Genomic DNA, 24,224 nt, shown 5'->3' on the forward strand with positions numbered 1-24,224 from the left:
GTTTTTATTATCCGGTTTCGGGCGTACGAGTGTGGTTGGCAGTACGGGTGTTCAGCCCCGGCAGGCAGGTTCCTCCAGGCCTTTGACGCCGAGTTCGAAGGCAAATACCCCACCAGCCAGCGGCTGGTCGCAGAGGTCGATGCCTGCGGGGCGGATCGAGGTGACGAACAGGGTGTCCAGGTTGGCGCCGCCGAAGGCGCACATCGCCGGCTTTTTCACCGGCACGTTGAGTGAGCGGTCAAGGCGGCCATCCGGCGTGAACCGGTGGATCTGACCGGCATCGTTGCCGCAGATCCAGTAGCAGCCGTCCTGGTCGATGGCAGCGCCGTCCGGGCGACCGGGGAAGGCGCGCATATCGACGAACAGCCGCTTGTTGTGGGGTATGCCACTGTCGATGTCGTAGTCGAACACCCAGATTTTCTGCACGTCGGGGTGCGAGTCCGACAGGTACATGCGTGTGCCGTCGGGGCTGAAGGCCAGGCCATTGGGCACGATCATGCCGTCCTGCTGCAGGTGTAACTGGCCCTCGCCGTCATGCCGGTACAGCGCGCCGACCGTGGCGCCTTGCTGCATGTCCATCAACATGGTGCCGGCCCAAAAGCGGCCCTGGCGATCACAGCGCCCATCGTTGAAACGCATGCCGCTCTGGGCATGGTCGACGGCGCTGAGCAAGTGGCTGGCAAGGCTGCCATCGGCCCTGGTTTCAAGCTGGAAGATGCCGCTTTCCATGCCGGCGATCCAGCCCCGCTCAGTGCGCGCGATGCAGGCGAGCATCTCGTCGCCTTGCCAGGTCTGATGGGCACCATCGGGCTGCCAGCGATGCAGCTGGCGTGCGGGAATGTCGACCCAGTACAGGGCGTGTTCGGTGGGGTGCCACACGGGGCTTTCGCCGGTGCCGTTGCGGGCGTCGACGATCAGTTCGCAGTTCATGGCCGGGCCTCCTGGAGCACTGGGTGTCAGTTGAACGGTCCGGCTACGGCGAAGGCGCCGCCCTGATAGACCATGCTCGGGTCATCGGCGGCAGGTGCCGGCTGGGCCTCTACCACTTCGCGAAACACCTCGGAGGTGTCTTTAGGCTCGTAGCCCAGGTGCGCGGCATAGCGGTTGTCCCACCATACGGTGCGGTTGTTGGAGGCACCGTAGACAATGGTGTGGCCCACGTTGGGGGTGTTCAGCCCACGTTCGATGAGCTGGACCAGGTCGTCGTAGCTCAGCCAGGTGCACAACATGCGTGGGTTCTGTGGCTGGGGGAAGGACGAGCCAATGCGGATGCTGACGGTCTCGATGCCATAGCGGTCGAAGTAAAAGCTGGCCATATCCTCGCCGTAGCATTTGGACAACCCGTAGTAGCTGTCGGGCCGGCGTGGAGCGTGAGCGTCGATGCGCTCGTCCTGGCGGTAGAAACCGATGGTGTGGTTGGAGCTGGCGAAGATGATGCGCTTGACCCCATGCTTGCGCGCCGCCTCGTAAACGTGGAACACACCGCAGATGTTGGGGCCGAGGATGTCCTCGAAGGAGTGCTCGGTGGATACGCCGCCGAAATGGAGGATGGCGTCTACGCCTTCTACCAGTGCGTGGACGGCGGCCTTGTCGGCCAGGTCGCAGGTCACGACCTCTTCATGCGCACCTGCGGCAGGTGCCATCGGGCTGATATCGGAAAGGCGCAGGACCTCGGCGTAGCCTTGCAGGCGTTCGCGAAGGACCTTGCCCAGGCCGCCTGCGGCTCCGGTGAGCAGCAGGCGATTGAGGGGGGTAGTGGTCATGGCCGGCTCTATTTGTTAATTGTTGTAGGTTGTCGTATGACTGTGTTGATTATTGGCAGTGGGGTTGGCAGTTGTCAATGAGGCGTGTGCGGCTTTCGCCTGGTTGGTGGTCAACTGTAGGAGCGGCCTTGTGTCGCGAAAGGGCTGCGCAGCGGCCCCCGGCAATGGGGCCGCCTGCGAAGTTCTGGGGCCGCTGCGCGCCCCTTTCGCGACACAAGGCCGCTCCTACGCCAGGCAATTGCCACACAAGGCCGTTGCCACAGGAAACGCGTTAGCCCGGGTTACAACAGCGACAGCGGGTAATTGAAGATCAACCGGTTCTCATCGAATTCGTTGTTGCTGTAGTCGCGCCGAATCGACGAGTTGCGCCATTTGACGCTCAAATCCTTGAACGCCCCGCTCTGGATCACATAGGCCAGCTCTGTTTCCCGCACCCACTCCTTGCCGTCGGTCACCGCCCCGGTATGCACGTCCTGCCCGCTGATGTAGCGGTTCATCAGCGTCAGCCCCGGCACCCCAACGGTGACGAAGTTGAAGTCATGACGCACCTGCCAGGAGCGCTCGTTGGCATTGTCGAAACTGGAGTTGTAGCTGTCGTTGGCCAAGGTGCCGCCGCTCGTGCCGTTGACCCGCATCCAGGTATCGCCATCGACCTTCTGCAGGCCCACCCAGAACGTGTTGCCGCCATACTTGGCCGAGAACATCCCCGAATACGTCTTGTTGTCCAGTTGCCCGGCCTTTTCGGAGCCGTCTTCGCCACCGTGGAAGTAACCGAGGTTGGCGCCGAAGGTCCAGCTGCCGACCGGCTGGCTGTGGCTCAGTTGCAGGTACTGCTGCTCATAGACGTCCTTGAGCACTGCGTTCCACAGCCCGACCAGCGTGCGGTCCTGGTTGAACTTGTATTCGCCACCGACGAAGTTGAAACGGTCCGAAAGGGCGCCGCCGTAGCTCATGTCGTCCATGCTGGCGTCGTTGCGCGGGCTGTTGCCGCGGAACTGCCCGCCGTACAGCGTCAGCCCGGCGATTTCGTTAGAGGTGACCTGCCCACCGCGGAAGGTCTGAGGCAGCGAGCGGCCATCGTCGGAACGCAGGATCGGCAGCACCGGCATCCACTCGCCGACCTTCAGTTCAGTCTTGGAAATCCGCGCCTTGCCCGCCACCGCCAGGCGCCCGAAGTCATCCGCCGGCTGCCCATCGTCATGGCGCGGCAGTAGGGCGGTGCCATAGGTGCCGCCACCGCCATCGAGCTTCACCGACCACATCCCCAGCACATCCACGCCGAAGCCGATCGGCCCTTCGGTGAACCCAGAGCGTGCATCGAGGATGAAGCTTTGCGTCCACTCCTCGGCCTTGCTTTGCGGGTTACTGGGGTTGGTGAAGTTACGGTTGATATAGAAGTTGCGCAGGCCAAGCGTGGCTTTGGAATCTTCGATGAAGCCTGCGGCCACGCTGGTGCCCGGCAAGCTCCCGATCATGCCGGCGCCCAGCAGGGCAAAAGGAAGGGTCTGGCAGATTTTCATTATTGTTGTGCTCCGCAAAAGGGTGTGGCAGCCCGTCCACCGGGCACGCGCAAGCGGCCTGCGGCAGGGGCGGGTGGGTACGGGCCGGTGAAGGCCGGGTAGGGTGAAACAGGGTTACGGCACTAGGTGGCCGTGCGTGATGCAATGGAGGGCGGTGCGAGTCTTGGGTGTAGCGCGATGGGGGTCGACATGGGGAGATCTTCCACTGACTGTTGTTCTTGTTATGTGTTGTCGTACAACGTCATCGGTTTTTTATCAAGCGACGATGGGGATGTCAACGCTTGCTGGCGCAATGTATTGAAGAAATGGCAGCCTTGAACAGCGCGTTTCAAGCAATGGCCGCTCTAGCCCGGGCTTCGAGATTTCCTTATAGAGGTACTACGACTAAAGTAGCTGAGAGGCGTCTGTTCCGACCCTATTTTCACATACGCTGCGCATGAAGTGCTTAAGGGTGGGGGCGGTGAGTTTCTGCAGAAACTGCTGCTCGTTGGTGGCTCACCTCAAGGTGCAAGGCCGAAGGCCTTGGTCTATCGCGATGACCACACCGGCTCCTTCACCACTGTCGCCAAACCAGGCCTTGAAGCCTGGCTGATCAAATTTCCCGCCAAGGAAGAGCACCCAGAGGTCTGCGCGATAGAAATGGTCTACGCCGAGTGCCTTCGCTTGTGCGGTATAGCGACACCGGACACTGAGCATTTCAGCCTGCCCAATGGGCAAGCGGCCTTTGCCAGCAAGCGTTTCGACCGACAGGGTGGCCTGCGTGTGCCGATGCAAAGCCTTGCCGCATTTACCGGTGCCGATTTCAGATCGCCCGGTGCGCTGGATTACGTCAACTTCCTGCGTGCCACGCACATGTGCACCAATGACGTGCGGGAGAAGGCTCGTGCCTTCGAGCGCGCCGTGTTCAATGTGGCATTCAACAACCGCGACGATCACCCGAAGAACTTCGCTTACCTCATGTCCCGCACTGGCGAGTGGACGCTGGCGCCTGCCTATGATGTGACGTTCTGTGAAGGCCCTGGGGGCTATCACCAGATGGATGTGATGGGGGAGGCTTTGGATATTGGCCGCAAGGAGATGTTGGCCTTGGCCGCTTTCGTCGGCTACCTGAGCCTTACCAGTAACCTGCAATTCAACGGCCCCAGGGGCATCTTTTATTCCACCATCGTCCTGTTGGGTGTGCTCGGCCTGAGCATGTTCGCGCTGGCCCTGTGGCAGAAAACGCTGCGCAAAGCCCGCTATGAGGTCTACGAAAAAGGCATCTGCCAGGTCATCGGCAACGAGCGTGACTACGTGCCCTTCAGCGAGATGAACGACCTGTACCTGTTCGCCTCCGGGCAGACCGCCTTCGCCGGCCTGACCAACAATCTGGCGTATCGGCGCAACGCAAGCGAGCCTTTGCGCCGGGTCAATCCGCACCTCAAGGGCCTGTTCGCCTTTATCGAGCAGGTGCGTGAACACTATCTGAACGAACGGCTACCAGCGGTATTGGCCACGCTTCACAATGGCGGGGCCGTGCAGTTCAACTATCTGGACACCAGCCAGGTATGGGGCAAGCGCCTCCGCGGCGACTTCTTGAACGTCACCACCAAGCCCCTGACTGTCACCCGCGACGCGCTCGAGATCGATGGCCGCAAGGTCTCGTTGAACAGCCTGGGCAATGTCGATCTCAATCAGTGGACCGAGTTGGTCGTTATCAAGGACGAGAGCGGTCAAACACTGCTGTCGACCGTCGGTAACGGGATCATGAGCTTCGACCTGTTCCTCAATACCTTGCACAACCTGCTTGAGGCACCGCAGGCGCAGCCCGACGATGCAGTGATTGCCTGATAATCAGGGAAGGCATCAATAATCATCCTCTGACTCGGTGGTGCAGGGCGCTGGGGAGGTCTAAGGGATGTGCGGTCATATAGCTGTGCATCCTCACGCTGGAGTACACAGATCCAGCGCAGACCTCAAGAACCGCGCATTCCCCAGGCTGCAATCTTTCGCAAGAGCTCTTAGTAAAAAAAGGCTGCCAATTGGCAGCCTTTTCCATGTTCAGCCCGGACAATCAGTCCCAGCTCAACGCCCCACCAGTCTGATACTCGATCACGCGCGTCTCGAAGAAGTTCTTCTCTTTCTTCAAGTCCATGATCTCGCTCATCCACGGGAACGGGTTGGTCGTCCCTGGGTACTCTTCCTTCAAACCAATCTGGGTCAAACGACGGTTGGCGATGAACTTGAGGTAGTCCTCCATCATTGCCGCGTTCATGCCCAGTACGCCGCGTGGCATGGTGTCACGGGCGTATTCGATCTCCAGCTGGGTCCCTTGCAGGATCATCTGGGTCGCTTCTTCCTTCATCGCCGCATCCCACAGGTGCGGGTTCTCGATCTTGATCTGGTTGATCACGTCGATACCGAAGTTCAGGTGCATCGACTCGTCACGCAGGATGTACTGGAACTGTTCGGCAACGCCGGTCATCTTGTTGCGGCGGCCCATGGACAGGATCTGGGTGAAGCCGCAGTAGAAGAAGATGCCTTCCAGCACGCAGTAGTAGGCGATCAGGTTGCGCAGCAGCTCTTTGTCGGTTTCGACGGTGCCGGTGTTGAACTCCGGGTCGGAGATGGCGCGGGTGTACTTCAGGCCCCAGGCGGCTTTCTTCGCGACCGACGGGATCTCGTGGTACATGTTGAAGATCTCGCCTTCATCCATGCCCAGCGACTCGATGCAGTACTGGTAGGCGTGGGTGTGGATCGCCTCTTCGAAAGCCTGGCGCAGGATGTACTGGCGGCACTCCGGGTTGGTGATCAGACGGTACACGGCCAGGGCCAGGTTGTTGGCAACCAGCGAGTCGGCGGTGGAGAAGAAGCCGAGGTTGCGCATCACGATGCGGCGCTCGTCTTCGGTCAGGCCGTCCTGGCTCTTCCACAGGGCGATGTCGGCGGTCATGTTGACCTCTTGCGGCATCCAGTGGTTGGCACAGCCGTCGAGGTACTTCTGCCAGGCCCAGTCGTACTTGAACGGCACCAGCTGGTTGAGGTCGGCGCGGCAGTTGATCATGCGCTTTTCGTCAACGGCGACGCGGGCCGAGGAGCCTTCCAGCTCGGCCAGGCCTTCGGCGATGTCCAGGGCGTCCAGCGCGGCCTTGGCGCGCTTAACTGCGTCGGAGTCGGCGGCGGTGGCAGCACGGGCTTCCAGGGCGGCAGCACCGCCGGCGCTGTCGAGCTTGTCGAGGGTGGCGGCGGCGTTGGCCTGCGCAGGGGTGTTGCCTTTGGCGGCTACTTCGCCGTCTTCTTTGTCGAATTCGTCCCAGCTCAGCATGGTTTGGCTCCTGCTTGAGGGTCGCCCTGGGGCAACCGGTTGGATTTTAAAAATGTGATGCCTGACGCAAGGCCGTAACGGCGAATGGACAGCTCGAGAGGCTGACTCTCGTTACATCTGGATTCGTGCCTGGCCAGGCCTCGGGGAGGGGCCAGGGACTTGAATAGGTGCCCTTTTCAGAGGGGGCGGAGTATACCGGAATTCGCTTTCGATCGGGGTGCGCGTCTTGCGGGCGAGGGTAATTTTTCGACCGGTTTTACGCGCGTCCGTTCACGGTATCTCGTGTCGTCTTTTACGGGAAGGGAGTTTAGCGGCAAATAGCGCGAGGCACTACATGTTGTGGTTTTTTATTTTATCGATACATCATGTTGGGTTGGCGCGTTTTTTGTAGGAGCGGCCTTGTGTCGCGAAAGGGCCGCAAGGCGGCCCCTGGAATCCACTATTTTCACAAGGATTCCGGGACTGCTTTGCAGCCCCTTCGCGACACAAGGCCGCTCCTACAAAAGCTGCGCTTGCGCAGATAAGAAAATGCCGCGAGGAGCACCCGTTGGGGCACCCCTTGCGGCATCAGCAGGCCTTACTGGCAGGCTTCGCAGTCCGGCTCGTCGATCGCGCAAGCCTTCGGCACTGGCGCCGGGCCTGCGGCCTGGGCCGGGGCGCTGTCGCCGCCGCTGGACACGGCGTTGAGCTTGCCGGTGTTGATGGTCGACTTCTCGGTGCTGGTCGCGGCCAGGGCACGGAGGTAGTAGGTGGTTTTCAGGCCACGGTACCAGGCCATGCGGTAGGTCACGTCCAGCTTCTTGCCCGAAGCGCCGGCGATGTACAGGTTCAGCGACTGCGCCTGGTCGATCCACTTCTGACGACGGGAGGCGGCATCGACGATCCACTTGGTCTCGACTTCGAACGCGGTGGCGTACAGGTCTTTGAGCTCCTGCGGAATTCGCTCGATCTGCTGCACCGAACCGTCGTAGTACTTCAGGTCGTTGATCATGACCGAGTCCCACAGGCCGCGGGCTTTCAGGTCGCGCACCAGGTACGGGTTGATCACGGTGAACTCGCCCGACAGGTTCGATTTCACGTACAGGTTCTGGTAGGTCGGCTCGATGGACTGCGACACGCCGGTAATGTTGGCGATGGTCGCGGTCGGCGCGATGGCCATGATGTTCGAGTTACGGATGCCTTTCTGTACGCGGGCACGTACCGGCGCCCAGTCCAGGGTTTCTTCCAGGTTGACGTCGATGTACTTCTGGCCACGGGCCTCGATCAGGATCTGTTGCGAATCCAGCGGCAGGATGCCTTTGGACCACAGCGAACCCTGGAAGGTCTCGTACGCGCCGCGCTCATCGGCCAGGTCGCAGGACGCCTGGATCGCGAAGTAGCTGACCGCTTCCATCGACTTGTCGGCGAACTCCACAGCAGCGTCGGAGCCGTACGGGATGTGCTGCAGGTACAGCGCGTCCTGGAAGCCCATGATGCCCAGGCCGACCGGGCGGTGCTTGAAGTTCGAGTTACGCGCTTGCGGCACCGAGTAGTAGTTGATGTCGATCACGTTGTCGAGCATGCGCACGGCGGTGTTCACGGTGCGTTGCAGCTTGGCGGTGTCCAGCTTGCCGTCGACAATGTGGTTCGGCAGGTTGATCGAGCCCAGGTTGCAGACCGCGATCTCATCCTTGTTGGTGTTCAGGGTGATCTCGGTGCACAGGTTCGAGCTGTGCACCACGCCCACGTGCTGCTGCGGCGAGCGCAGGTTGCACGGGTCTTTGAAGGTCAGCCATGGGTGGCCGGTTTCGAACAGCATCGACAGCATCTTGCGCCACAGGTCTTTGGCCTGGATGGTCTTGAACACCTTGATCTTGTTGTACTCGGTCAGGGCTTCGTAGTACTCGTAGCGCTCTTCGAAGGCCTTGCCGGTCAGGTCGTGCAGGTCTGGCACTTCCGATGGCGAGAACAGGGTCCACTTGCCGTCATCGAAGACGCGCTTCATGAACAGGTCAGGGATCCAGTTGGCGGTGTTCATGTCGTGGGTACGACGACGGTCATCACCGGTGTTCTTGCGCAGCTCGATGAATTCTTCGATGTCCAGGTGCCAGGTTTCCAGGTAGGCGCACACAGCGCCTTTGCGCTTGCCACCCTGGTTCACGGCGACGGCGGTGTCGTTGACCACTTTCAGGAAGGGTACGACGCCCTGGGATTTGCCGTTGGTGCCTTTGATGTAGGAGCCCAGTGCACGCACAGGAGTCCAGTCGTTGCCCAGGCCACCGGCGAATTTCGACAGCATGGCGTTGTCGTGGATCGCGTGGTAGATGCCCGACAGGTCGTCCGGCACGGTGGTCAGGTAGCAGCTCGACAGCTGCGGGCGCAGGGTACCGGCGTTGAACAGGGTCGGGGTCGAGGCCATGTAGTCGAAGGACGACAACAGGTTGTAGAACTCGATCGCACGGGCTTCCTTGTCTTTCTCTTCCAGCGCCAGGCCCATGGCCACACGCATGAAGAACACCTGCGGCAGCTCGAAGCGTACGCCATCCTTGTGGATGAAGTAGCGGTCGTACAGGGTCTGCAGGCCCAGGTAGGTGAACTGCTGGTCGCGCTCGTGGTTGATCGCCTTGCCCAGTTTTTCCAGGTCGAAGGCGGCCAGGGCCGGGTTCAGCAGCTCGAACTCGACACCCTTGGCGATGTAGGCCGGCAGTGCCTTGGCGTACAGGTCGGCCATCTCGTGGTGGGTGGCGCTGTCGGCAACGTTCAGGAAGCCCAGGCCTTCGGCACGCAGGGTGTCCATCAGCAGGCGGGCGGTGACGAACGAGTAGTTCGGCTCGCGCTCTACCAGGGTACGTGCGGTCATCACCAGGGCGGTGTTGACGTCCTTGATGGCCACGCCGTCGTACAGGTTCTTCAGGGTTTCGCGCTGGATCAGGTCGCCATCGACTTCGGCCAGGCCTTCGCAGGCTTCGCTGATGATGGTGTTCAGGCGCGCCATGTCCAGCGGCGCCAGGCTGCCGTCGGCCAGGGTGATGCGGATGCTTGGGTGCGGCTCGACTGCGGCGTCGGTGTTGGCGCGGGTAGCGCGCTCTTTGGCACGCTGGTCGCGGTAGATCACGTAGTCACGGGCGACTTTCTGCTCGCCGGCACGCATCAGGGCCAGTTCGACCTGGTCCTGGATTTCTTCGATGTGGATGGTGCCACCCGATGGCATGCGACGCTTGAACGTGGCGGTGACCTGCTCGGTCAGGCGCGCGACGGTGTCGTGGATGCGCGACGAGGCAGCGGCGGTGCCGCCTTCAACTGCGAGGAACGCCTTGGTGATGGCCACGGTGATCTTGTCGTCGGTGTAAGGGACGACAGTGCCGTTGCGCTTGATCACGCGCAGCTGGCCCGGAGCGGTCGCGGCCAGATCCTGGTTGGAATCGGCGGCCTGCGGCGCCAAAGCCTGCGGGTTCTCGCGAGTTGTGTCGGTTTGCATGGGTGGGTGTCTCCACAGTTTCTATATGTTCAGGCGCCTTTTGGGCGCCCACCGTTCTGTCCACTTGTTCGACGGCCCTGGCGGGGATGCGTCATGCGCGCGCATCCGCCCGCTCGGGCGTACCGACTTCGGGACAGACTCAGGAATAAGGGGCAAAGAACATGCCGCTCCCTGGCCGAAGTCAAAGGCTATGGGGCTAGCCCAAAAGCTGTTGCTCTCCATCTCCGCTGGAGCGATTTGGTTGTTGAAACCACAATAAGTTCAGGCAGAAAAATCGCTTGAATTTGTCTGCTGACTCATGCTTGGCGTTGGTGTGTGAAACCCAACATCTAGTGGTTCGCTGCGCTGGGGATACAAGATAATGCGGTATCGGGGGCTTTGCAAGGCGAGCGCCTGTGGATAAGTTGTGCGTACTTTGTGAGTGAATAGTGGGTATTCGCTGTAGGCCTTGTACCAAGTGGTTTGCAGTATTTTTCTGCGGCTCGTTGCCCCGGTGCAGATTTTTCAGGGCGCGAACCCTAGCACAAAAAACGGTTCAGTCCAGGGGTGTTTCCGCTGAGGTTGGCAGTGCCGGGTGCGGGACGTAGTATCGGCAGGGGATGTTGCCTTTTGGTTAAGGTGGCAATGCCGGCGATGGGGCCGGAACAGGCAACGCAAAAACAACAATCAAGGCAAACGCCATGGACCAACCCGTACCCCGCATCCTGATCGTCGAAGACGACCAGCGCCTCGCCGAGCTCACGGCTGAATACCTGCAGGCCAACGGTTTCGAGGTGGCAGTGGAGGGCGATGGTGCGCGCGCCGCCCGGCGTATCGTCGACAGCCAGCCAGACATGGTCATCCTCGACCTGATGCTGCCCGGTGAAGACGGCCTGAGCATCTGCCGCCGCGTACGTGGCCAGTACGCAGGCCCCATCCTCATGCTCACCGCCCGCAGCGACGAGCTCGACCAGGTCCAGGGCCTGGACCTTGGTGCTGACGATTACGTGTGCAAGCCGGTGCGCCCACGCCTGCTGTTGGCACGCATCCAGGCCCTGCTGCGGCGCAGCGAGCCGGCACAAGGCAAAACCCAGGAGCTGGCCTTTGGTGACCTGCGCATCGACAACCGCCTGCGCGAAGCCCGGCTCGGCGAACAGCTGATCGAACTTACCGGTGCCGAGTTCGACCTGCTCTGGCTGCTGGCCAGCAATGCCGGGCGGGTACTGTCGCGTGAGCAGATCTTCACCGCCTTGCGCGGTGTCGGTTACGACGGCCAGGACCGCTCCATCGACGTGCGCATTTCCAAGATCCGCCCCAAGATCGGCGACGACCCGATCCACCCCCGTCTTATCAAGACCCTGCGCAGCAAGGGCTACCTGTTCGTCGGCGATGCACCATGAACAACTCGATCTTCCTGCGTATTTATGGCGGCATGCTCGCGGTGCTGGTGCTGGTGGCCCTGCTTGGTGTGCTCAGCCTGCACCTGGTCAACGAGGTGCGCGCCGCCCAGCACCGCGAGCGCCTGGCCCAGGGCACGTTCAGCCTGATGGCTGACAACCTGGCCCAGCAGAATGAAACCGAACGCAAACGCTCGTTGTTGATGTGGGAGCGCTTGCTGGGCGTGCCGCTGGACTTGCAACCCCTGTCGGCGCGCACCCTTGATGGCGGCCAGCGCGCGCGGCTCAATCGCGCCCTGGTGGTGGTGCAGAAAACCGGCCCACACGCCGCCCAGGTGCTGCGCAAGGTGGGCCAGGAAGACCTGCTGCTGGTGGCCGAGGTCAAGCAGGTCAGCGAGCAGCTGGCGCGGGCCACGCTCTATCTGCTCGCCGATGAACTGGTGCGCTTCCCGGTCACCGAACAGCAACAGCGCCTGGCGCAGATCAGGCAGAGCAAGGGGTTCGGTTTTGGTATCGCCCTGCAGCGCCTGGAGCGGGTCGGCCTGGACGATGACCAGCGGCGCCGGGTAGAGGAGGGCGACACGGTCATGGCGCTGGGCAAGGATGGCGATTCGATCCGCGTGTTCGCAGGCTTGCCGGGTTCGCCCTGGGTGCTGGAGATTGGCCCGCTGTATCAGCTCAACCCCTATCCGCCGCAATTGCTGGTGTTGATCGCGTTCCTCGGCCTGTGCCTGATTGGCCTGGTGGTCTATCTGCTGGTGCGCCAGCTGGAACGGCGGGTGTCGGGCCTGGAAATGGCCGCCACGCGCATCGCCCAGGGCAGCCTGGAAACCCGTGTGCCCGCCGGCGATGCCGATTCGGTCGGGCGCCTGGCGGCGGCGTTCAACGGCATGGCCGAACACCTGCAGCGTTCGTTGAACATGCAGCGCGAGCTGGTGCGGGCGGTGTCCCATGAGTTGCGCACGCCGGTGGCGCGTTTGCGCTTTGGCCTGGAAATGATTGAAAGCGCACCGACCGAACAGGCCCGGGCCAAGCACCTGGCGGGCATGGACGGCGATATCCAGGACCTGGACAAGCTGGTCGACGAGATGCTGACCTACGCCCGCCTGGAGCAGGGCGCGCCGGCCCTGAAGTTCCAGCGCGTCGACCTGGATGCCTTGCTCGACCGGGTGATCGACGAGCTGGCCCCGCTCAATGCCGGCGTCAGGCTGGTGCGTGGTGCCTGTCAGCTTCAGGATGGCGAAGACGCCTGGGTCGAGGCCGAGCCGCGCTATCTGCATCGCGCGCTGCAGAACCTGGTCAGCAATGCCCTGCGCCATGCCCGGGCTGAAGTACGGCTGAGCTATCAGTTGGGCCAGCAGCGCTGCCGCATCGAAGTGGAAGATGACGGGCCGGGCATCCCCGAAGGTTACTGGGACCGTATCTTCACGCCCTTCACCCGGCTCGACGACAGCCGTACCCGGGCTTCGGGAGGGCATGGCCTGGGCCTGTCGATCGTGCGGCGGATCATCTACTGGCACGCCGGCCGGGCCACGGTAGGGCGCAGTGAAGCGCTGGGCGGTGCCTGCTTCAGCCTCAACTGGCCACGCGAGCAGGCGCCGCTGTAAGGCTTAGACGCTGACCAGGCTGAGCAGATGGCCGTCCTGCAGGCAGAACTGGCCTTCCAGCTCGACGCCATGGCGCCATTCTGGCGACAGGTCGATGAGCAGGCGCAGGCGTGCCAGGCCTTCAGGTGACCACTGCAGCACCTCGGCGTGCTCGAAGTAGAAGCGCTGGCGGGTCAGTGGGTAGAGGGTCTTGAACAGGCTTTCCTTGAGCGAAAAAGTCAGGGTAACCGCCAGCCCCAGCTGGCTGCGGTCCAGGCGCTCGAGCTCTGCCTGGGTGAGGATTTCGCCCATCAGCCGTTCGGCACGCTCGTCGTCCAGCAATGCTTCCTGGTCCAGCCCCAGGCCGCGGCAGCTGTCTTGCGCGGCAACCACGGCCGCAGCCCAGCCTTTGCCGTGGGTGATCGAACCGTGAATGCCAGCGGGCCAGATCGGTGAGCGGTCCTCATGGGTGCCGGGCACATGGTCGCGCCCATCCAGGCGTTGCAGCGCGGCGCGCGCGCACACCCGGCCGGCCAGATACTCGGCCTGGCGCTTGGCCACCGAGCGTTGCAGGCTGGGGCTGGGTTCGATACCGGCACGCTGGAAGTCGTCGGCGGCCAGGCGGCTGGGGTCGAAGGCGCAGCTGACCAGCACCGCGCCAGGCAACGGGCGGGGCAGGGGCCAGTGGTGCTGGAGCGGGGCACAGCAGGAAGGCAATCTGTTCATGGCGGTATTGTGCCAGCCGATGTGGCTGTGTGGGAGATGGGCCGCGAAGCGGCCCCGGCAATCTTCAGTCGAATGCTTTCTTGAAGAACGCCTGCATGTCCGCCCACGAACGCTCGTCTGCGGCCTTGTTGTAGCCAATATCCGGCCCACCATGGGCGCCGTGGCTCAAGCGGTCGGCATCCGGGTTGGTGAAGCCATGCTTGGCGCCGGCAATGCTGACGAACTGATAATTGACCTTGGCCGCATCCATTTCAGCCTTGAACGCGGCGACCTGCTCATCAGTGACCATGCTGTCCGCCGCACCGTGCTCCACCAGGATGTCAGCCCTTACCACGCCAGGCTTGGCCGGCGTCTGGGTGGCCAGCGCACCATGGAAGCTCACCACGCCGTCCAGCTTTTCGCCGCGCCGTGCCGCGTCCAGTACCACCTTGCCGCCGAAGCAGTAACCTACGGCACCCAGTTTGTGCTTGTTGACGTTCGGCTGCTTTTTCAGCAGTTCAAGGCCCGCATCGAAGCGCGCGGCCGCCGCTGCCGGGTCCTTCAGCGCTTGGGCCATGAATGCCTGGGCATCCTGGGGGTGCTCGGTGTGCTTGCCGTCGCCGTACATGTCGATGGCCAACGCTTTGTAGCCCAGTGCCGCCAGGTCACGGGCACGGCGCTTGGCGTAGTCGTTAAGCCCCCACCATTCATGCACCACGACGATGCCCGGGCGTTTGCCCTCCAGCGCATCGTCATAGGCGTAGTAGCCGACCAGGCGGTTGCCATCGTCGTCCTGGTAGGGGATCTCGCGGGTCACTACTGCCGCCTGGGCAAGAGCGGCGCTGCACATCAGGGTCAAAGCCAGCAGGGCACGCATGTTCACTACTCCTTGTTTTGCAAACGTATCGTTCAGCCCAGGTTCAGCCAGGGTTCAGCCGCGGTTCAGGGCGTTCTGCTTACTCTAGCTTCCAGACCGAAACAGCGCATTCAACTGGAGTACAACGCCATGAAAACCTTCAATACCCTGCTGGCCGCCATGGCCGTCTGTGCCGCTGGCATCACCACCGCCCAGGCCGCCGACGACAACTTCGCCAGCCTGACCTACGGCCAGACCAGCGACAAGGTACGCAAGTCCGGGCTGCTGCAACGCAACACCGACCACCTGAACGCCGACGGCATCATCGGCAAGGATGACACCTGGGGCGTGCGCCTGGGCAAGATCAATGATCAGGGTCGCTACTACATGACCTACGACAATGTCTCGGGCGACCACAGCGGCCTGAAGCTGCGCCAGGAGAACCTGCTGGGCAGCTACGACCTGTTCCTGCCGGTAGGCGATACCACCAAACTGTTCGGTGGTGGCAGCCTGGGCATGACCAAGCTGACCCAGGACTCGCCAGGGGCCAGCCGTGATACCGACTATGGCTACGCAGTCGGCCTGCAGGCCGGCGTCATCCAGGAGATCACCGACCGAGCTTCGGTTGAGCTGGGTTACCGTTATCTGCGCACCAATGCAGCGACCGAGGTGGGGGCGAGCGGCGGGCCGAAAGAGGGTACCCTGCGCCTGACCAGCAGTGCTCAGACTTACCTGTCGGCGAACTACAAGTTCTGATCTGCGAGCCGAGTTATCCTCTACTGGCCTCATCGCCGGCAAGCCGGTTTCCACGGGGTCTCCACTGCTTTCAGGCGTGTGGAGTTCACTGTGGGAACCGGCTTGCCGGCGATGAGGCCGGTACAGCCAATACATGAAAGGAGCGTCACATGAAACTGCTGGTGGTCGAGGACGAAGCCCTGTTAAGGCACCACCTCTATACACGCCTGGGCGAAAGCGGCCATGTGGTCCAGGCTGTGGCTGACGCCGAAGAAGCGTTGTACCAGGCCGAACAATTCCACTTCGACCTGGCCGTGATCGACCTCGGCCTGCCCGGCATGAGCGGCCTGGAGCTGATCGGCCGCCTGCGTACCCAGGCCAAGACCTTTCCCATCCTGATTCTCACCGCCCGCGGCAACTGGCAGGACAAGGTCGAAGGCCTGGCCGCCGGTGCCGACGATTACCTGGTCAAGCCCTTCCAGTTCGAAGAGCTTGAGGCACGCCTCAATGCCCTGCTGCGCCGCTCCAGCGGCTTCACCCAGTCGACCATCGCCGCAGGCCCTTTGGTGCTGGACCTCAACCGCAAGCAGGCGACCCTCGATGAGCAGCCGCTGGCGCTGACCGCCTACGAGTACCGCATCCTTGAGTATCTGATGCGTCATCACCAGCAGGTGGTGGCCAAGGAGCGCCTGATGGAACAGTTGTATCCGGGCGATGAGGAGCGTGACCCCAACGTCATCGAGGTGCTGGTCGGCCGTCTGCGTCGCAAGCTCGAAGGTGAGCGCGGGTTCAAGCCGATCGACACTGTGCGTGGGCTCGGCTACCTGTTCACCGAGCGCTGCCGATGATTCGTTCGCTGCGGGTGCGCTTGATGCTCGCGGCAGCGGTGCTGGCAGTGCTGTTCATGCTGGCGCTGCTGCCCGCCCTGCAGAAGGCCTTCAGCCTGGCCTTGCAGGAATCGATCGAACAGCGCCTGGCTTCGGACGTGACCTCGCTGATTTCTTCGGCGCGCATCGAGCATGGCCAGTTGCAGATGCCCGCACTGCTGCCGGACGAGCGTTACAACCTGCCTTATACCGGTTTGCTCGGTTACATCTTCGACCGCGAAGGTAAGCTGGTCTGGCGCTCCCGCGCCACCGCCGACCAGCACATCAACTACCAGCCGCGCTACGATGGGCGCGGCAATGAATTCGCCCGCATGCACCAGGATGACGGCGAGGAATTCTTCGTCTATGACGTCGAAATCAAGCTGTTGGGTGGCCAGAGCGCCGCCTACAGCATCGTTGCCCTGCAGCCGGTGCGCGAGTACCAGCAAACCCTCGATGGTCTGCGTGAAAAGCTCTACTTAGGTTTTGGTGCGGCCCTGCTGGCGTTGCTGGCATTGCTCTGGGCCGGCCTGACCTGGGGCCTGCGTTCGTTGCGCCGGCTGAGCCGCGAGCTGGACGAGGTGGAGGCCGGTGCGCGCGATGGGCTAAGTGCCGAGCACCCGCGTGAGCTGTTACGCCTGACCGGCTCGCTCAACCGCCTGCTGCGCAGCGAGCGGGAACAGCGCCAGCGTTACCGTGACTCGCTGGGTGACCTGGCACACAGCCTCAAGACGCCGTTGGCGGTGCTGCAAGGCGTGGGGGAGAGCATGCAGCAGCGCGTCACCGAGCGCGAGCAGGCGCGGGTACTGCAGAGCCAGATCGAGCGCATGAGCCAGCAGATCGACTACCAGTTGCAGCGCGCCAGCCTGCGCAAGAGCGGCCTGGTGCGCCACAGCGTACAGTTGCTTGCGGTGCTGGACAGCCTGTGCAGCACCCTGGCCAAGGTGTACCGCGACAAGCGCGTCGAAGTGCTGCTTGAGGTGCCGGCGCAGGCACAAGTGCCGATGGAGCAGAGCGCGCTGCTCGAGTTGCTGGGCAACCTCCTGGAAAACGCCTTCCGGCTTAGCCTGGGGCTGGTGCGGGTGAGCTTGCAGGAAGCTCCCGGGCGGCAGACGTTGTGCATCGAAGATGACGGGCCGGGTGTGCCGGCGGATCAGCGTGAGCGGATTCTCGAACGGGGCGAGCGCCTGGACCGCCAGCATCCGGGGCAGGGGATTGGCCTTGCGGTGGTCAAAGATATCGTCGACAGCTATGACGCTGAACTGAGCCTGGGTGATTCGCCGCTGGGCGGGGCGGCATTCCGGATCACCTTTTATCTTGATTGATGTTCAGGCAGCCCCTGCCTCATCGCTCGCAACAAGCAGGGCGGATTCCCGCCAAGGTGCCTGTACAAATCCCGCCATCGGGCGGAAATCCGCCATCCTTTCTCAGGCAATTCGCCCTGTCGTTGGGCATTTTCCTCCAGCAAATACGGCCTTTGCACCCTTCATGGGCGTTTTGGCATCGCCCTTGCTATCTGACTTGGCAGAGGCCTGCCCAGGCAGCTCGAACACAACGACAAATCCCTCCGGGTGCAGGAGGGTTAGCGATTCAGGTGCCCCGACATCCTGGGAAGGGTGAAGCCGGCACACTTGAGGAAAAATTAGCCATGACGACACGTCAGCCGCTGTACAAGTCCCTGTATGTCCAGGTGATCGTTGCCATCACCATCGGCATCCTGCTCGGCCACTTCTATCCAGAAACCGGCGTCGCCCTCAAACCCTTGGGTGATGGTTTCGTCAAACTGATCAAGATGGTCATCGCGCCCATCATCTTCTGTACCGTGGTCAGCGGCATTGCCGGCATGCAGAGCATGAAGTCGGTCGGCAAGACCGGCGGCTACGCGCTTCTGTACTTCGAAATCGTTTCCACCATCGCCCTGATCATCGGCCTTGTCGTCGTCAACGTGGTCAAGCCGGGCGCTGGCATGCACATCGACGTCAGCACCCTGAACGCCAGCAGCGTGGCCGCCTACGCCGCCGCCGGTGCGCAGCAGACCACCATCGGCTTCCTGCTCAACATCATCCCCAATACCGTGGTAGGTGCCTTCGCCAATGGCGACATCCTGCAGGTACTGATGTTCTCGGTGGTCTTCGGCTTCGCCCTGCATCGCCTGGGCAGCTACGGCAAGCCATTGCTGGACCTGATCGATCGCTTTGCCCATGTCATGTTCAACATCATCAACATGATCATGAAGCTGGCCCCCGTCGGTGCCTTCGGTGCCATGGCCTTCACCATCGGCCAGTACGGCGTTGGCTCGCTGGTACAGCTGGGCTACCTGATGGCCTGCTTCTATATCACCTGCCTGCTGTTCGTGCTGGTGGTGCTGGGCGGTATCTGCCGCGCCCACGGCTTCAGCGTGCTCAAGCTGATCCGCTACATCCGTGAAGAGCTGCTGATCGTACTGGGTACCTCGTCCTCGGAATCTGCGCTGCCACGCATGCTGGCCAAGATGGAGCGCCTGGGTGCCAAGAAGTCGGTGGTTGGCCTGGTGATCCCGACCGGTTACTCGTTCAACCTGGACGGTACCTCGATCTACCTGACCATGGCCGCGGTGTTCATCGCCCAGGCCACCGACACCACCATGGACATCACCCACCAGATCACCCTGCTGCTGGTGTTGCTGGTGGCTTCCAAAGGTGCTGCCGGCGTTACCGGTTCGGGCTTCATCGTCCTCGCCGCCACCCTGTCGGCTGTCGGCCACCTGCCGGTTGCCGGCCTGGCGCTGATCCTGGGTATCGACCGCTTCATGTCCGAAGCCCGCGCCCTGACCAACCTGGTGGGCAACGCCGTTGCTACCGTGGTGGTGGCCAAGTGGGTCAAGGAGATGGACAACGACAAGCTGGCGTCGGAGCTGGCCTCCGGTGGTGCGCCGCTGGCTGACACCCGCCCGACCGACGACCTGGGCGTGGCTGAAGGCGTGGCTCGTTGAGCCTGCTGCAGTAAAGCGAAAGGCGACCTTCGGGTCGCCTTTTTTGTGCCTGGTGTATCAGTGCGCTGGCTGTCATTCGACCCGAGTCTCACCGCTGTACACCAGCGTCTCCCTGCACCGCTTGCACAGATACCGCCGCCCCTGCCTCACCAGCTTGTGCCGCTGCGCGGTAAACGCAAACTCACCCTGTGGGCATGGGCAGCGATAGATGTACCGGGTCGCGACCCGCCGCTGCACTTCATAGTTGTGGCAGCGATTGGGCGGCAGTTCATACACCCCGCGCATGATCAACTGCCACTCTTCGCCATGGGCCTGGATGCGGTCCCCGAACAGTTGGTGAGCCACCAGGTGCGCCACTTCATGGGCCACGGTCTGGCGCAGGAAGTCTTCCTGGTTTTCGCGGTACAGCTGCAGGTTGAAGCGCAGCAGGTTCTCGTGCAGGTGGGCGACGCCCGCCTTCTGCCCGCGCAGCTTGAAGCTGACTTCCGGGCGCGGGAAGGGGCGCTTGAAAAAGGTTTCGGCTTGCTGGTAACAGGTTTCGACGCGTTGTTTGAGCAGCTCGGGCATGGCGGGGTAATTCTCCTGACCGGGCATTATGCCGCAAGCACCGGCAGGCTGCCGAGCCCACCGGTCAGCACACAGCCAAAAGCCGCCTTGCGGCGGCCTCCGGTTTGATGCCCCAGTGTTGGATCTAGGTGTTTTCCAAGCTAGTTGGTATAGACGGGCCCCACGCCCAGTCCCCAGATGATCACGGTCGCAGCCATGATCGCTACCAGTACCACCAGGCCCACTGCCAGCACCGAGCTGGAGAACAGGAAGCCTTCATCGGTCGGTATGTTCATGAATGTCGGCAAACCGACGTACAGCAGGTAAACGGTGTAGCAAATGGCCGCAGTCCCCACCAGCATGCCCAGCCACAGGTGCGGGTAAAGCGCTGCCAGGCCGCCGAGGAACAGCGGGGTGGCGGTGTAGGTGGCAAAGGCGATGCATTGCGCCATGGACGGGTTGGCGTCGTAGGTACGTGCCATCCAGTGAATGAAAGCGCCCATTACCGCGACCCCGGCGAGCATCGCCAGGTAGGACATGATGCTCATCCATAGTGCGCTTTCCATCGTCAACATTACCGCTGGCCGGTCGCCGATCACCCAGCCGACCTGGGTAGTGCCAATGAACGCCGAAACGGCGGGTATCGCCGCCAGGATCAGCGTGTGCGTCAGGTACATGTGGCTGATGCTTTCGTCTTCCCCGCGTATCTCCCGCCATTCCTGGTCAGGGTGGGTAAACAGCCCCACAACGTGATGAATCATGCCGGTCACTCCTCTCGTTGTTGCCAATCGCCCCCCAGATGGAGCGCAAGCGGCCCGAGGCCAGGGCACCGATGCAAGCGGTAATGTGGCCTTATGTCGCAGTATAGGAAGCCGTTACCTGCACAAACTGCGCTTTTTAGAGCAAATTGCGCTGTAAGGCGGGCTGCTGATTCCCTTGAAGTCTTTATCGGAATCCCTACAGGTGCGCGTGGTTTGTGCGTAAAATAGCCGGCTTTTGTCACACCTCGCGGATCCAAGCGCTATGGGCACCCTCTCGGTCAACCAGAACAAACTGCAAAAACGCCTGCGTCGTCTCGCCGGCGAAGCCATCACCGACTACAACATGATCGAGGATGGCGACAAGGTCATGGTCTGCCTGTCCGGCGGCAAGGACAGCTACACCATGCTCGACGTTCTGTTGCACCTGCAGAAGGTGGCACCGATCAAGTTCGAGATCGTCGCGGTGAACATGGACCAGAAGCAGCCGGGCTTCCCCGAGCATGTGCTGCCGGCCTACCTGAAAGAGCTGGGCGTCGAGTACCACATCGTCGAGAAGGACACCTACTCGGTGGTCAAGGAGCTGGTGCCCGAGGGCAAGACCACCTGTTCGCTGTGCTCGCGCCTGCGCCGTGGCACCCTGTACACCTTCGCTGACGAAATCGGCGCGACCAAGATGGCCCTTGGGCACCATCGCGACGATATCGTCGAGACCTTCTTCCTCAACATGTTCTTCAACGGCTCGCTCAAGGGCATGCCGCCCAAGCTGCGCGCCGACGACGGCCGTAACGTGGTGATCCGCCCGCTGGCGTACTGCAACGAGAAGGACATCCAGGCCTACTCGGACATGAAGGAATTCCCGATCATCCCGTGCAACCTGTGCGGTTCGCAGGAGAACCTGCAGCGCCAGGTGGTCAAGGACATGCTGGTGGAGTGGGAGCGCAAGCACCCAGGCCGTACCGAGAGCATCTTCCGCGCCCTGCAGAACGTTGCCCCGTCGCAGCTGGCCGACCGCAACCTGTTCGACTTCACCAGCCTCAAGATCGACGAAAGCGCCACCCCGCGTTTTCTCGATGTACTGAACATCTGAGCCCATGCGCGATTACCAGTGGTTGCATGAGTACTGCCTGAACCGCTTCGGCTCGGCCCAGGCCCTGGAGGCCTTCCTGCCGCAGCCGCGCACGCCGGCGCAGCTGCGCGACATCCGCAACGACCGCTACCTGTCGACCCTGGCCTTGCGCGTGTTCCGCGCCGGGCTCAAGCACAGCCTGGTAGATGCCAAATGGCCGGCGTTCGAGCAGGTGTTCTTCGGCTTCGACCCGGAGAAGGTCGTACTGATGGGCGCAGAGCACCTGGAGCGGTTGATGCAGGACGAGCGCATCATCCGCCACCTGGGCAAGCTCAAGAGCGTGCCGCGCAATGCGCAGATGATCCTGGATGTGGCGAAGGAGAAGGGCAGCTTTGGTGCGTTCATCGCCGATTGGCCGGTGACCGATATCGTCGGGTTGTGGAAATACCTGGCCAAGCATGGCAACCAGCTGGGCGGGCTGTCAGCGCCGCGCTTTTTGCGCATGGTTGGCAAGGACACGTTCATCCCCACCGATGACATGGCCGCTGCACTGATTGCCCAGAAGGTGATCGACAAGCAGCCGACCAGCCAGCGCGACCTGGCGCTGGTACAGCAGGCGTTCAACCAGTGGCATGCCGAGAGCGGGCGGCCGCTGTGCCAGTTGTCGGTGATGCTGGCGCATACCGTCAACCATTGAAAAGCCCGGGGCTGCGATAGCAGCCCCCGGAATCAAAGCCCTTCGCCCGCCATGCGCCGTTCATGCTGGAATTTCCAGCGCACGAACAGCAGCCCGCTGACGAACAGCCCAAGGCTCAGCAGCACCTCAACCCAGCCGAACACTGCCCGCGCCGGGTCGAACGCTGCCAGCACCCCTTTGATGAAATAGATATTCACCACAAAGCAGGTCCAGGCATGCGCCCGGGCGCTGCCCAGCAACATGCCTGGCAGCAGCAAAAGCAGTGGCACAAGCTCGATCGCCAGGATCACTTCGACCCGCGCCCCGTGCAGGTTGGCGAACCACAGGTTGTTCACCACCAGCAATGCGATCAGGCCAAAAAAGAACGCCAGGCTCAGGGCGCGTGTGAGGCGCAGGCGCGGTGCCAGCCACTCCAGTTGTGGCAACACCTTCGGCTTCTTAGCCACGCGAGGCCTCCAGGGCCTTGGCCGTGGTTGCCAGGCGTTGGCCCAGGGCGCGGCACAGGGTGATCTCGTGTTGATCCAGCTCGCGCTTGCCGTCTGCGCCGGCATGGTGGCTGGCGCCGTAAGGCGTGCCGCCGCCGCAGGTTTCAAGCAGCGCCGATTCGCTGTAGGGCAGGCCCATCACCAACATGCCGTGGTGCATCAGTGGCAGCATCATCGACAGCAGGGTGGTTTCCTGGCCGCCATGCAGGCTGGCGGTGGAGGTGAAAACGCCAGCCGGCTTGCCGACCAGTTCACCACCCAGCCACAAACTGCTGGTGCCATCGAGGAAGTACTTGAGCGGTGCGGCCATGTTGCCGAAGCGGGTCGGGCTGCCCAGCACCAGGCCTGCGCAGTGGCGCAAGTCGTCCAGGGTGGCGTACAGCGCGCCGCTGGCCGGAATGTCCGGCGCCACGGCTTCGCACTCGGTGGAAATCGCCGGCACCGTGCGCAGGCGCGCTTCCATGCCGGCCAGCTCGATGCCGCGGGCGATATGCCGGGCCATTTCGCTGGTCGAGCCATGGCGGCTGTAATACAGCACCAGGATATAGGGCGCGCTCACGGCAGGATCTCCAGCACTTTCTCAGGTGGCCGGCCAATCACCGCCTTGTCACCGGCAACCAGGATCGGGCGCTCGATGAGCTTAGGGTGCTGCGCCATGGCGTCGATCAGTTGCGCATCGCTCAAGGCCGGGTTGGCCAGCTCGAGTGCCTTGTACTCGTCTTCACCGGTGCGCAGCAGTTGGCGCGGGCCGATGCCCAGCTTGCCGAGCAGAGCCTTGAGGGTGGCAGCGTCGGGCGGGGTGTCGAGGTAGCGCACGATGGTCGGTGCCAGGCCGCGCTGTTCGAGCAGTTCCAGTGCGCCGCGGGATTTCGAGCAGCGCGGGTTATGATAGAGCGTCAAGTCAGTCATGTCGGGTCGCATCCAGCTGGGTGTGGCGGCTATTCTAACCGCAGGAACTGACCCATTCGCTTGAAACTTCGAGAAGGATTGACCCATGGCAAGGCGTTTGGCAGCAGCATTGGCCATTACTGCAGGCCTTTTGCTAGGTGGCTGCGGTGCCGACTACGGCGTGGACCAGCACGGCAACACGGTGAAGGCCGAGCAGATCGACGGGCACTGGCTGGTGCTCAACTATTGGGCTGAATGGTGCGGCCCTTGCCGTACCGAGGTGCCTGAACTGAACACTGCGGCCAAGCAGTGGGCGGCCGATGGCATCAAGGTGGTGGGGGTGAACTTCGATGGCCTGCAGGGGCAGGAGCTGAAGCAGGCGGCCGATACCTTGGGCATCGGCTTTACCGTGCTGGCGCAAGATCCGGCCGAGCGCTATGACCTGCCACGCAGTGAAGCGTTGCCGGTGACCTACATCATCGATGACAAGGGCAAGGTGCGCGAGCAGCTGCTGGGTGAGCAGACCCTGGAAGGGCTGCAAGCCAAGATCAAGGCGCTCAAGGGGGCTTGAAAGCTGCAAGCTGCAAGCTACAAGAAAAAGCTGGCCGTGCACCGATCCGCCTTTTCTTGCAGCTTGCGGCT

At 62.4% G+C, this 24,224-nt stretch carries 21 protein-coding genes and 1 pseudogene; 10 read left to right on the forward strand and 12 right to left on the reverse strand.

Going from position 1 to position 24,224, the window contains the following annotated elements; translation table 11 throughout:
- Positions 1 to 51 precede the first annotated feature (51 nt).
- The 3 genes from ACMGF5_RS14795 to ACMGF5_RS14805 form a co-directional block, all read right to left on the reverse strand.
- On the reverse strand, positions 52 to 930 hold the full coding sequence (locus ACMGF5_RS14795) for a glucurono-1,5-lactonase (RefSeq protein WP_046787476.1): 879 nt from the start codon (positions 928 to 930) through the stop codon (positions 52 to 54).
- Between the two features lie 26 nt (positions 931 to 956).
- Entirely contained in the window at positions 957 to 1,763 is an 807-nt protein-coding gene (locus tag ACMGF5_RS14800) for an NAD-dependent epimerase/dehydratase family protein (protein ID WP_119688385.1), read from the reverse strand.
- Between the two features lie 281 nt (positions 1,764 to 2,044).
- Positions 2,045 to 3,283 (reverse strand): OprD family porin, encoded by a 1,239-nt coding sequence (locus tag ACMGF5_RS14805; RefSeq protein ID WP_174142608.1) that lies wholly within the window; start codon positions 3,281 to 3,283, stop codon positions 2,045 to 2,047.
- Positions 3,284 to 3,721: 438 nt separating this feature from the next.
- Here ACMGF5_RS14805 and ACMGF5_RS14810 point away from each other — a divergent pair.
- Positions 3,722 to 4,375 (forward strand): annotated as a pseudogene (locus ACMGF5_RS14810) (type II toxin-antitoxin system HipA family toxin); the annotation flags it as partial.
- Between the two features lie 961 nt (positions 4,376 to 5,336).
- Here the strand turns inward: ACMGF5_RS14810 and ACMGF5_RS14815 are convergent.
- Both ACMGF5_RS14815 and ACMGF5_RS14820 read right to left on the reverse strand, forming a co-directional pair.
- Positions 5,337 to 6,587, reverse strand: a complete 1,251-nt coding sequence (locus tag ACMGF5_RS14815; RefSeq protein ID WP_012313106.1) for a ribonucleotide-diphosphate reductase subunit beta — start codon at positions 6,585 to 6,587, stop codon at positions 5,337 to 5,339.
- A 577-nt stretch (positions 6,588 to 7,164) separates the two neighbouring features.
- Positions 7,165 to 10,044 (reverse strand): ribonucleoside-diphosphate reductase subunit alpha, encoded by a 2,880-nt coding sequence (locus ACMGF5_RS14820; protein WP_046787472.1) that lies wholly within the window; start codon positions 10,042 to 10,044, stop codon positions 7,165 to 7,167.
- A 680-nt stretch (positions 10,045 to 10,724) separates the two neighbouring features.
- Between ACMGF5_RS14820 and ACMGF5_RS14825 the strand changes: the two genes are divergently transcribed.
- Together ACMGF5_RS14825 and ACMGF5_RS14830 are read left to right on the forward strand one after the other, a co-directional pair.
- Positions 10,725 to 11,423, forward strand: a complete 699-nt coding sequence (locus tag ACMGF5_RS14825) for a response regulator transcription factor (RefSeq protein WP_039604244.1) — start codon at positions 10,725 to 10,727, stop codon at positions 11,421 to 11,423.
- On the forward strand, positions 11,420 to 13,027 hold the full coding sequence (locus ACMGF5_RS14830; RefSeq protein WP_119688393.1) for an ATP-binding protein: 1,608 nt from the start codon (positions 11,420 to 11,422) through the stop codon (positions 13,025 to 13,027). The genes ACMGF5_RS14825 and ACMGF5_RS14830 overlap by 4 nt, the downstream gene beginning before the upstream one ends.
- 3 nt (positions 13,028 to 13,030) lie before the next feature.
- Here the strand turns inward: ACMGF5_RS14830 and ACMGF5_RS14835 are convergent, their stop codons facing one another.
- Complete coding sequence (locus ACMGF5_RS14835) at positions 13,031 to 13,732, reverse strand: 4'-phosphopantetheinyl transferase family protein (protein ID WP_414156913.1); 702 nt, start codon at positions 13,730 to 13,732, stop codon at positions 13,031 to 13,033.
- Between the two features lie 64 nt (positions 13,733 to 13,796).
- Positions 13,797 to 14,588, reverse strand: a complete 792-nt coding sequence (locus ACMGF5_RS14840; RefSeq protein ID WP_414156914.1) for a dienelactone hydrolase family protein — start codon at positions 14,586 to 14,588, stop codon at positions 13,797 to 13,799.
- Between the two features lie 129 nt (positions 14,589 to 14,717).
- Between ACMGF5_RS14840 and ACMGF5_RS14845 the strand changes: the two genes are divergently transcribed.
- The 4 genes from ACMGF5_RS14845 to ACMGF5_RS14860 all read left to right on the forward strand — a co-directional run bounded on the left by ACMGF5_RS14845 (position 14,718) and on the right by ACMGF5_RS14860 (position 19,139).
- Positions 14,718 to 15,323: an outer membrane beta-barrel protein gene (locus ACMGF5_RS14845; RefSeq protein ID WP_012313112.1), complete on the forward strand. Its 606-nt coding sequence runs from the start codon at positions 14,718 to 14,720 to the stop codon at positions 15,321 to 15,323.
- A gap of 149 nt (positions 15,324 to 15,472) precedes the next feature.
- Positions 15,473 to 16,150, forward strand: coding sequence for a response regulator (locus tag ACMGF5_RS14850; RefSeq protein ID WP_046787467.1), 678 nt, complete (start codon positions 15,473 to 15,475; stop codon positions 16,148 to 16,150).
- Positions 16,147 to 17,493 (forward strand): ATP-binding protein, encoded by a 1,347-nt coding sequence (locus tag ACMGF5_RS14855; protein ID WP_115272989.1) that lies wholly within the window; start codon positions 16,147 to 16,149, stop codon positions 17,491 to 17,493. The genes ACMGF5_RS14850 and ACMGF5_RS14855 overlap by 4 nt, the downstream gene beginning before the upstream one ends.
- A gap of 323 nt (positions 17,494 to 17,816) precedes the next feature.
- The gene (locus ACMGF5_RS14860) at positions 17,817 to 19,139 is read left to right on the forward strand and encodes a dicarboxylate/amino acid:cation symporter (RefSeq protein ID WP_046787465.1); all 1,323 of its coding nucleotides are present in this window, start codon (positions 17,817 to 17,819) and stop codon (positions 19,137 to 19,139) included.
- Between the two features lie 72 nt (positions 19,140 to 19,211).
- Here ACMGF5_RS14860 and ACMGF5_RS14865 read toward each other — a convergent pair whose 3' ends face one another.
- Positions 19,212 to 19,706, reverse strand: a complete 495-nt coding sequence (locus ACMGF5_RS14865; RefSeq protein WP_012313116.1) for a SprT family zinc-dependent metalloprotease — start codon at positions 19,704 to 19,706, stop codon at positions 19,212 to 19,214.
- A 140-nt stretch (positions 19,707 to 19,846) separates the two neighbouring features.
- Positions 19,847 to 20,446: a Yip1 family protein gene (locus ACMGF5_RS14870; RefSeq protein ID WP_012313117.1), complete on the reverse strand. Its 600-nt coding sequence runs from the start codon at positions 20,444 to 20,446 to the stop codon at positions 19,847 to 19,849.
- Between the two features lie 262 nt (positions 20,447 to 20,708).
- On the opposite strand from ACMGF5_RS14870, the gene ttcA reads away from it, so the two are divergent.
- Together ttcA and ACMGF5_RS14880 are read left to right on the forward strand one after the other, a co-directional pair.
- Complete coding sequence (ttcA, locus tag ACMGF5_RS14875) at positions 20,709 to 21,533, forward strand: tRNA 2-thiocytidine(32) synthetase TtcA (RefSeq protein WP_046787463.1); 825 nt, start codon at positions 20,709 to 20,711, stop codon at positions 21,531 to 21,533.
- A 4-nt stretch (positions 21,534 to 21,537) separates the two neighbouring features.
- Positions 21,538 to 22,209 (forward strand): DNA-3-methyladenine glycosylase I, encoded by a 672-nt coding sequence (locus tag ACMGF5_RS14880; RefSeq protein ID WP_125924970.1) that lies wholly within the window; start codon positions 21,538 to 21,540, stop codon positions 22,207 to 22,209.
- Positions 22,210 to 22,241: 32 nt separating this feature from the next.
- On the opposite strand, the gene ACMGF5_RS14885 is transcribed toward ACMGF5_RS14880, so the two are convergent.
- From ACMGF5_RS14885 to arsC, 3 genes are read right to left on the reverse strand one after another with little or no spacing between them, the layout of a single operon-like run.
- Positions 22,242 to 22,655, reverse strand: coding sequence for a DUF2069 domain-containing protein (locus tag ACMGF5_RS14885; RefSeq protein ID WP_046787461.1), 414 nt, complete (start codon positions 22,653 to 22,655; stop codon positions 22,242 to 22,244).
- Entirely contained in the window at positions 22,648 to 23,253 is a 606-nt protein-coding gene (gene wrbA, locus ACMGF5_RS14890; RefSeq protein WP_115272987.1) for an NAD(P)H:quinone oxidoreductase, read from the reverse strand. The genes ACMGF5_RS14885 and wrbA overlap by 8 nt, the downstream gene beginning before the upstream one ends.
- Positions 23,250 to 23,603 carry an arsenate reductase (glutaredoxin) gene (arsC, locus tag ACMGF5_RS14895; RefSeq protein WP_161871763.1) on the reverse strand — a complete coding sequence of 118 codons (354 nt, stop codon included), beginning with the start codon at positions 23,601 to 23,603 and terminating at the stop codon, positions 23,250 to 23,252. The genes wrbA and arsC overlap by 4 nt, the downstream gene beginning before the upstream one ends.
- 85 nt (positions 23,604 to 23,688) lie before the next feature.
- On the opposite strand from arsC, the gene ACMGF5_RS14900 reads away from it, so the two are divergent.
- Complete coding sequence (locus tag ACMGF5_RS14900; protein WP_046787458.1) at positions 23,689 to 24,153, forward strand: TlpA disulfide reductase family protein; 465 nt, start codon at positions 23,689 to 23,691, stop codon at positions 24,151 to 24,153.
- Positions 24,154 to 24,224: the final 71 nt, after the last annotated feature.

This window comes from Pseudomonas sp. BNK-15 (assembly GCF_047456105.1).
GTDB classification, from domain to species: domain Bacteria; phylum Pseudomonadota; class Gammaproteobacteria; order Pseudomonadales; family Pseudomonadaceae; genus Aquipseudomonas; species Aquipseudomonas putida_E.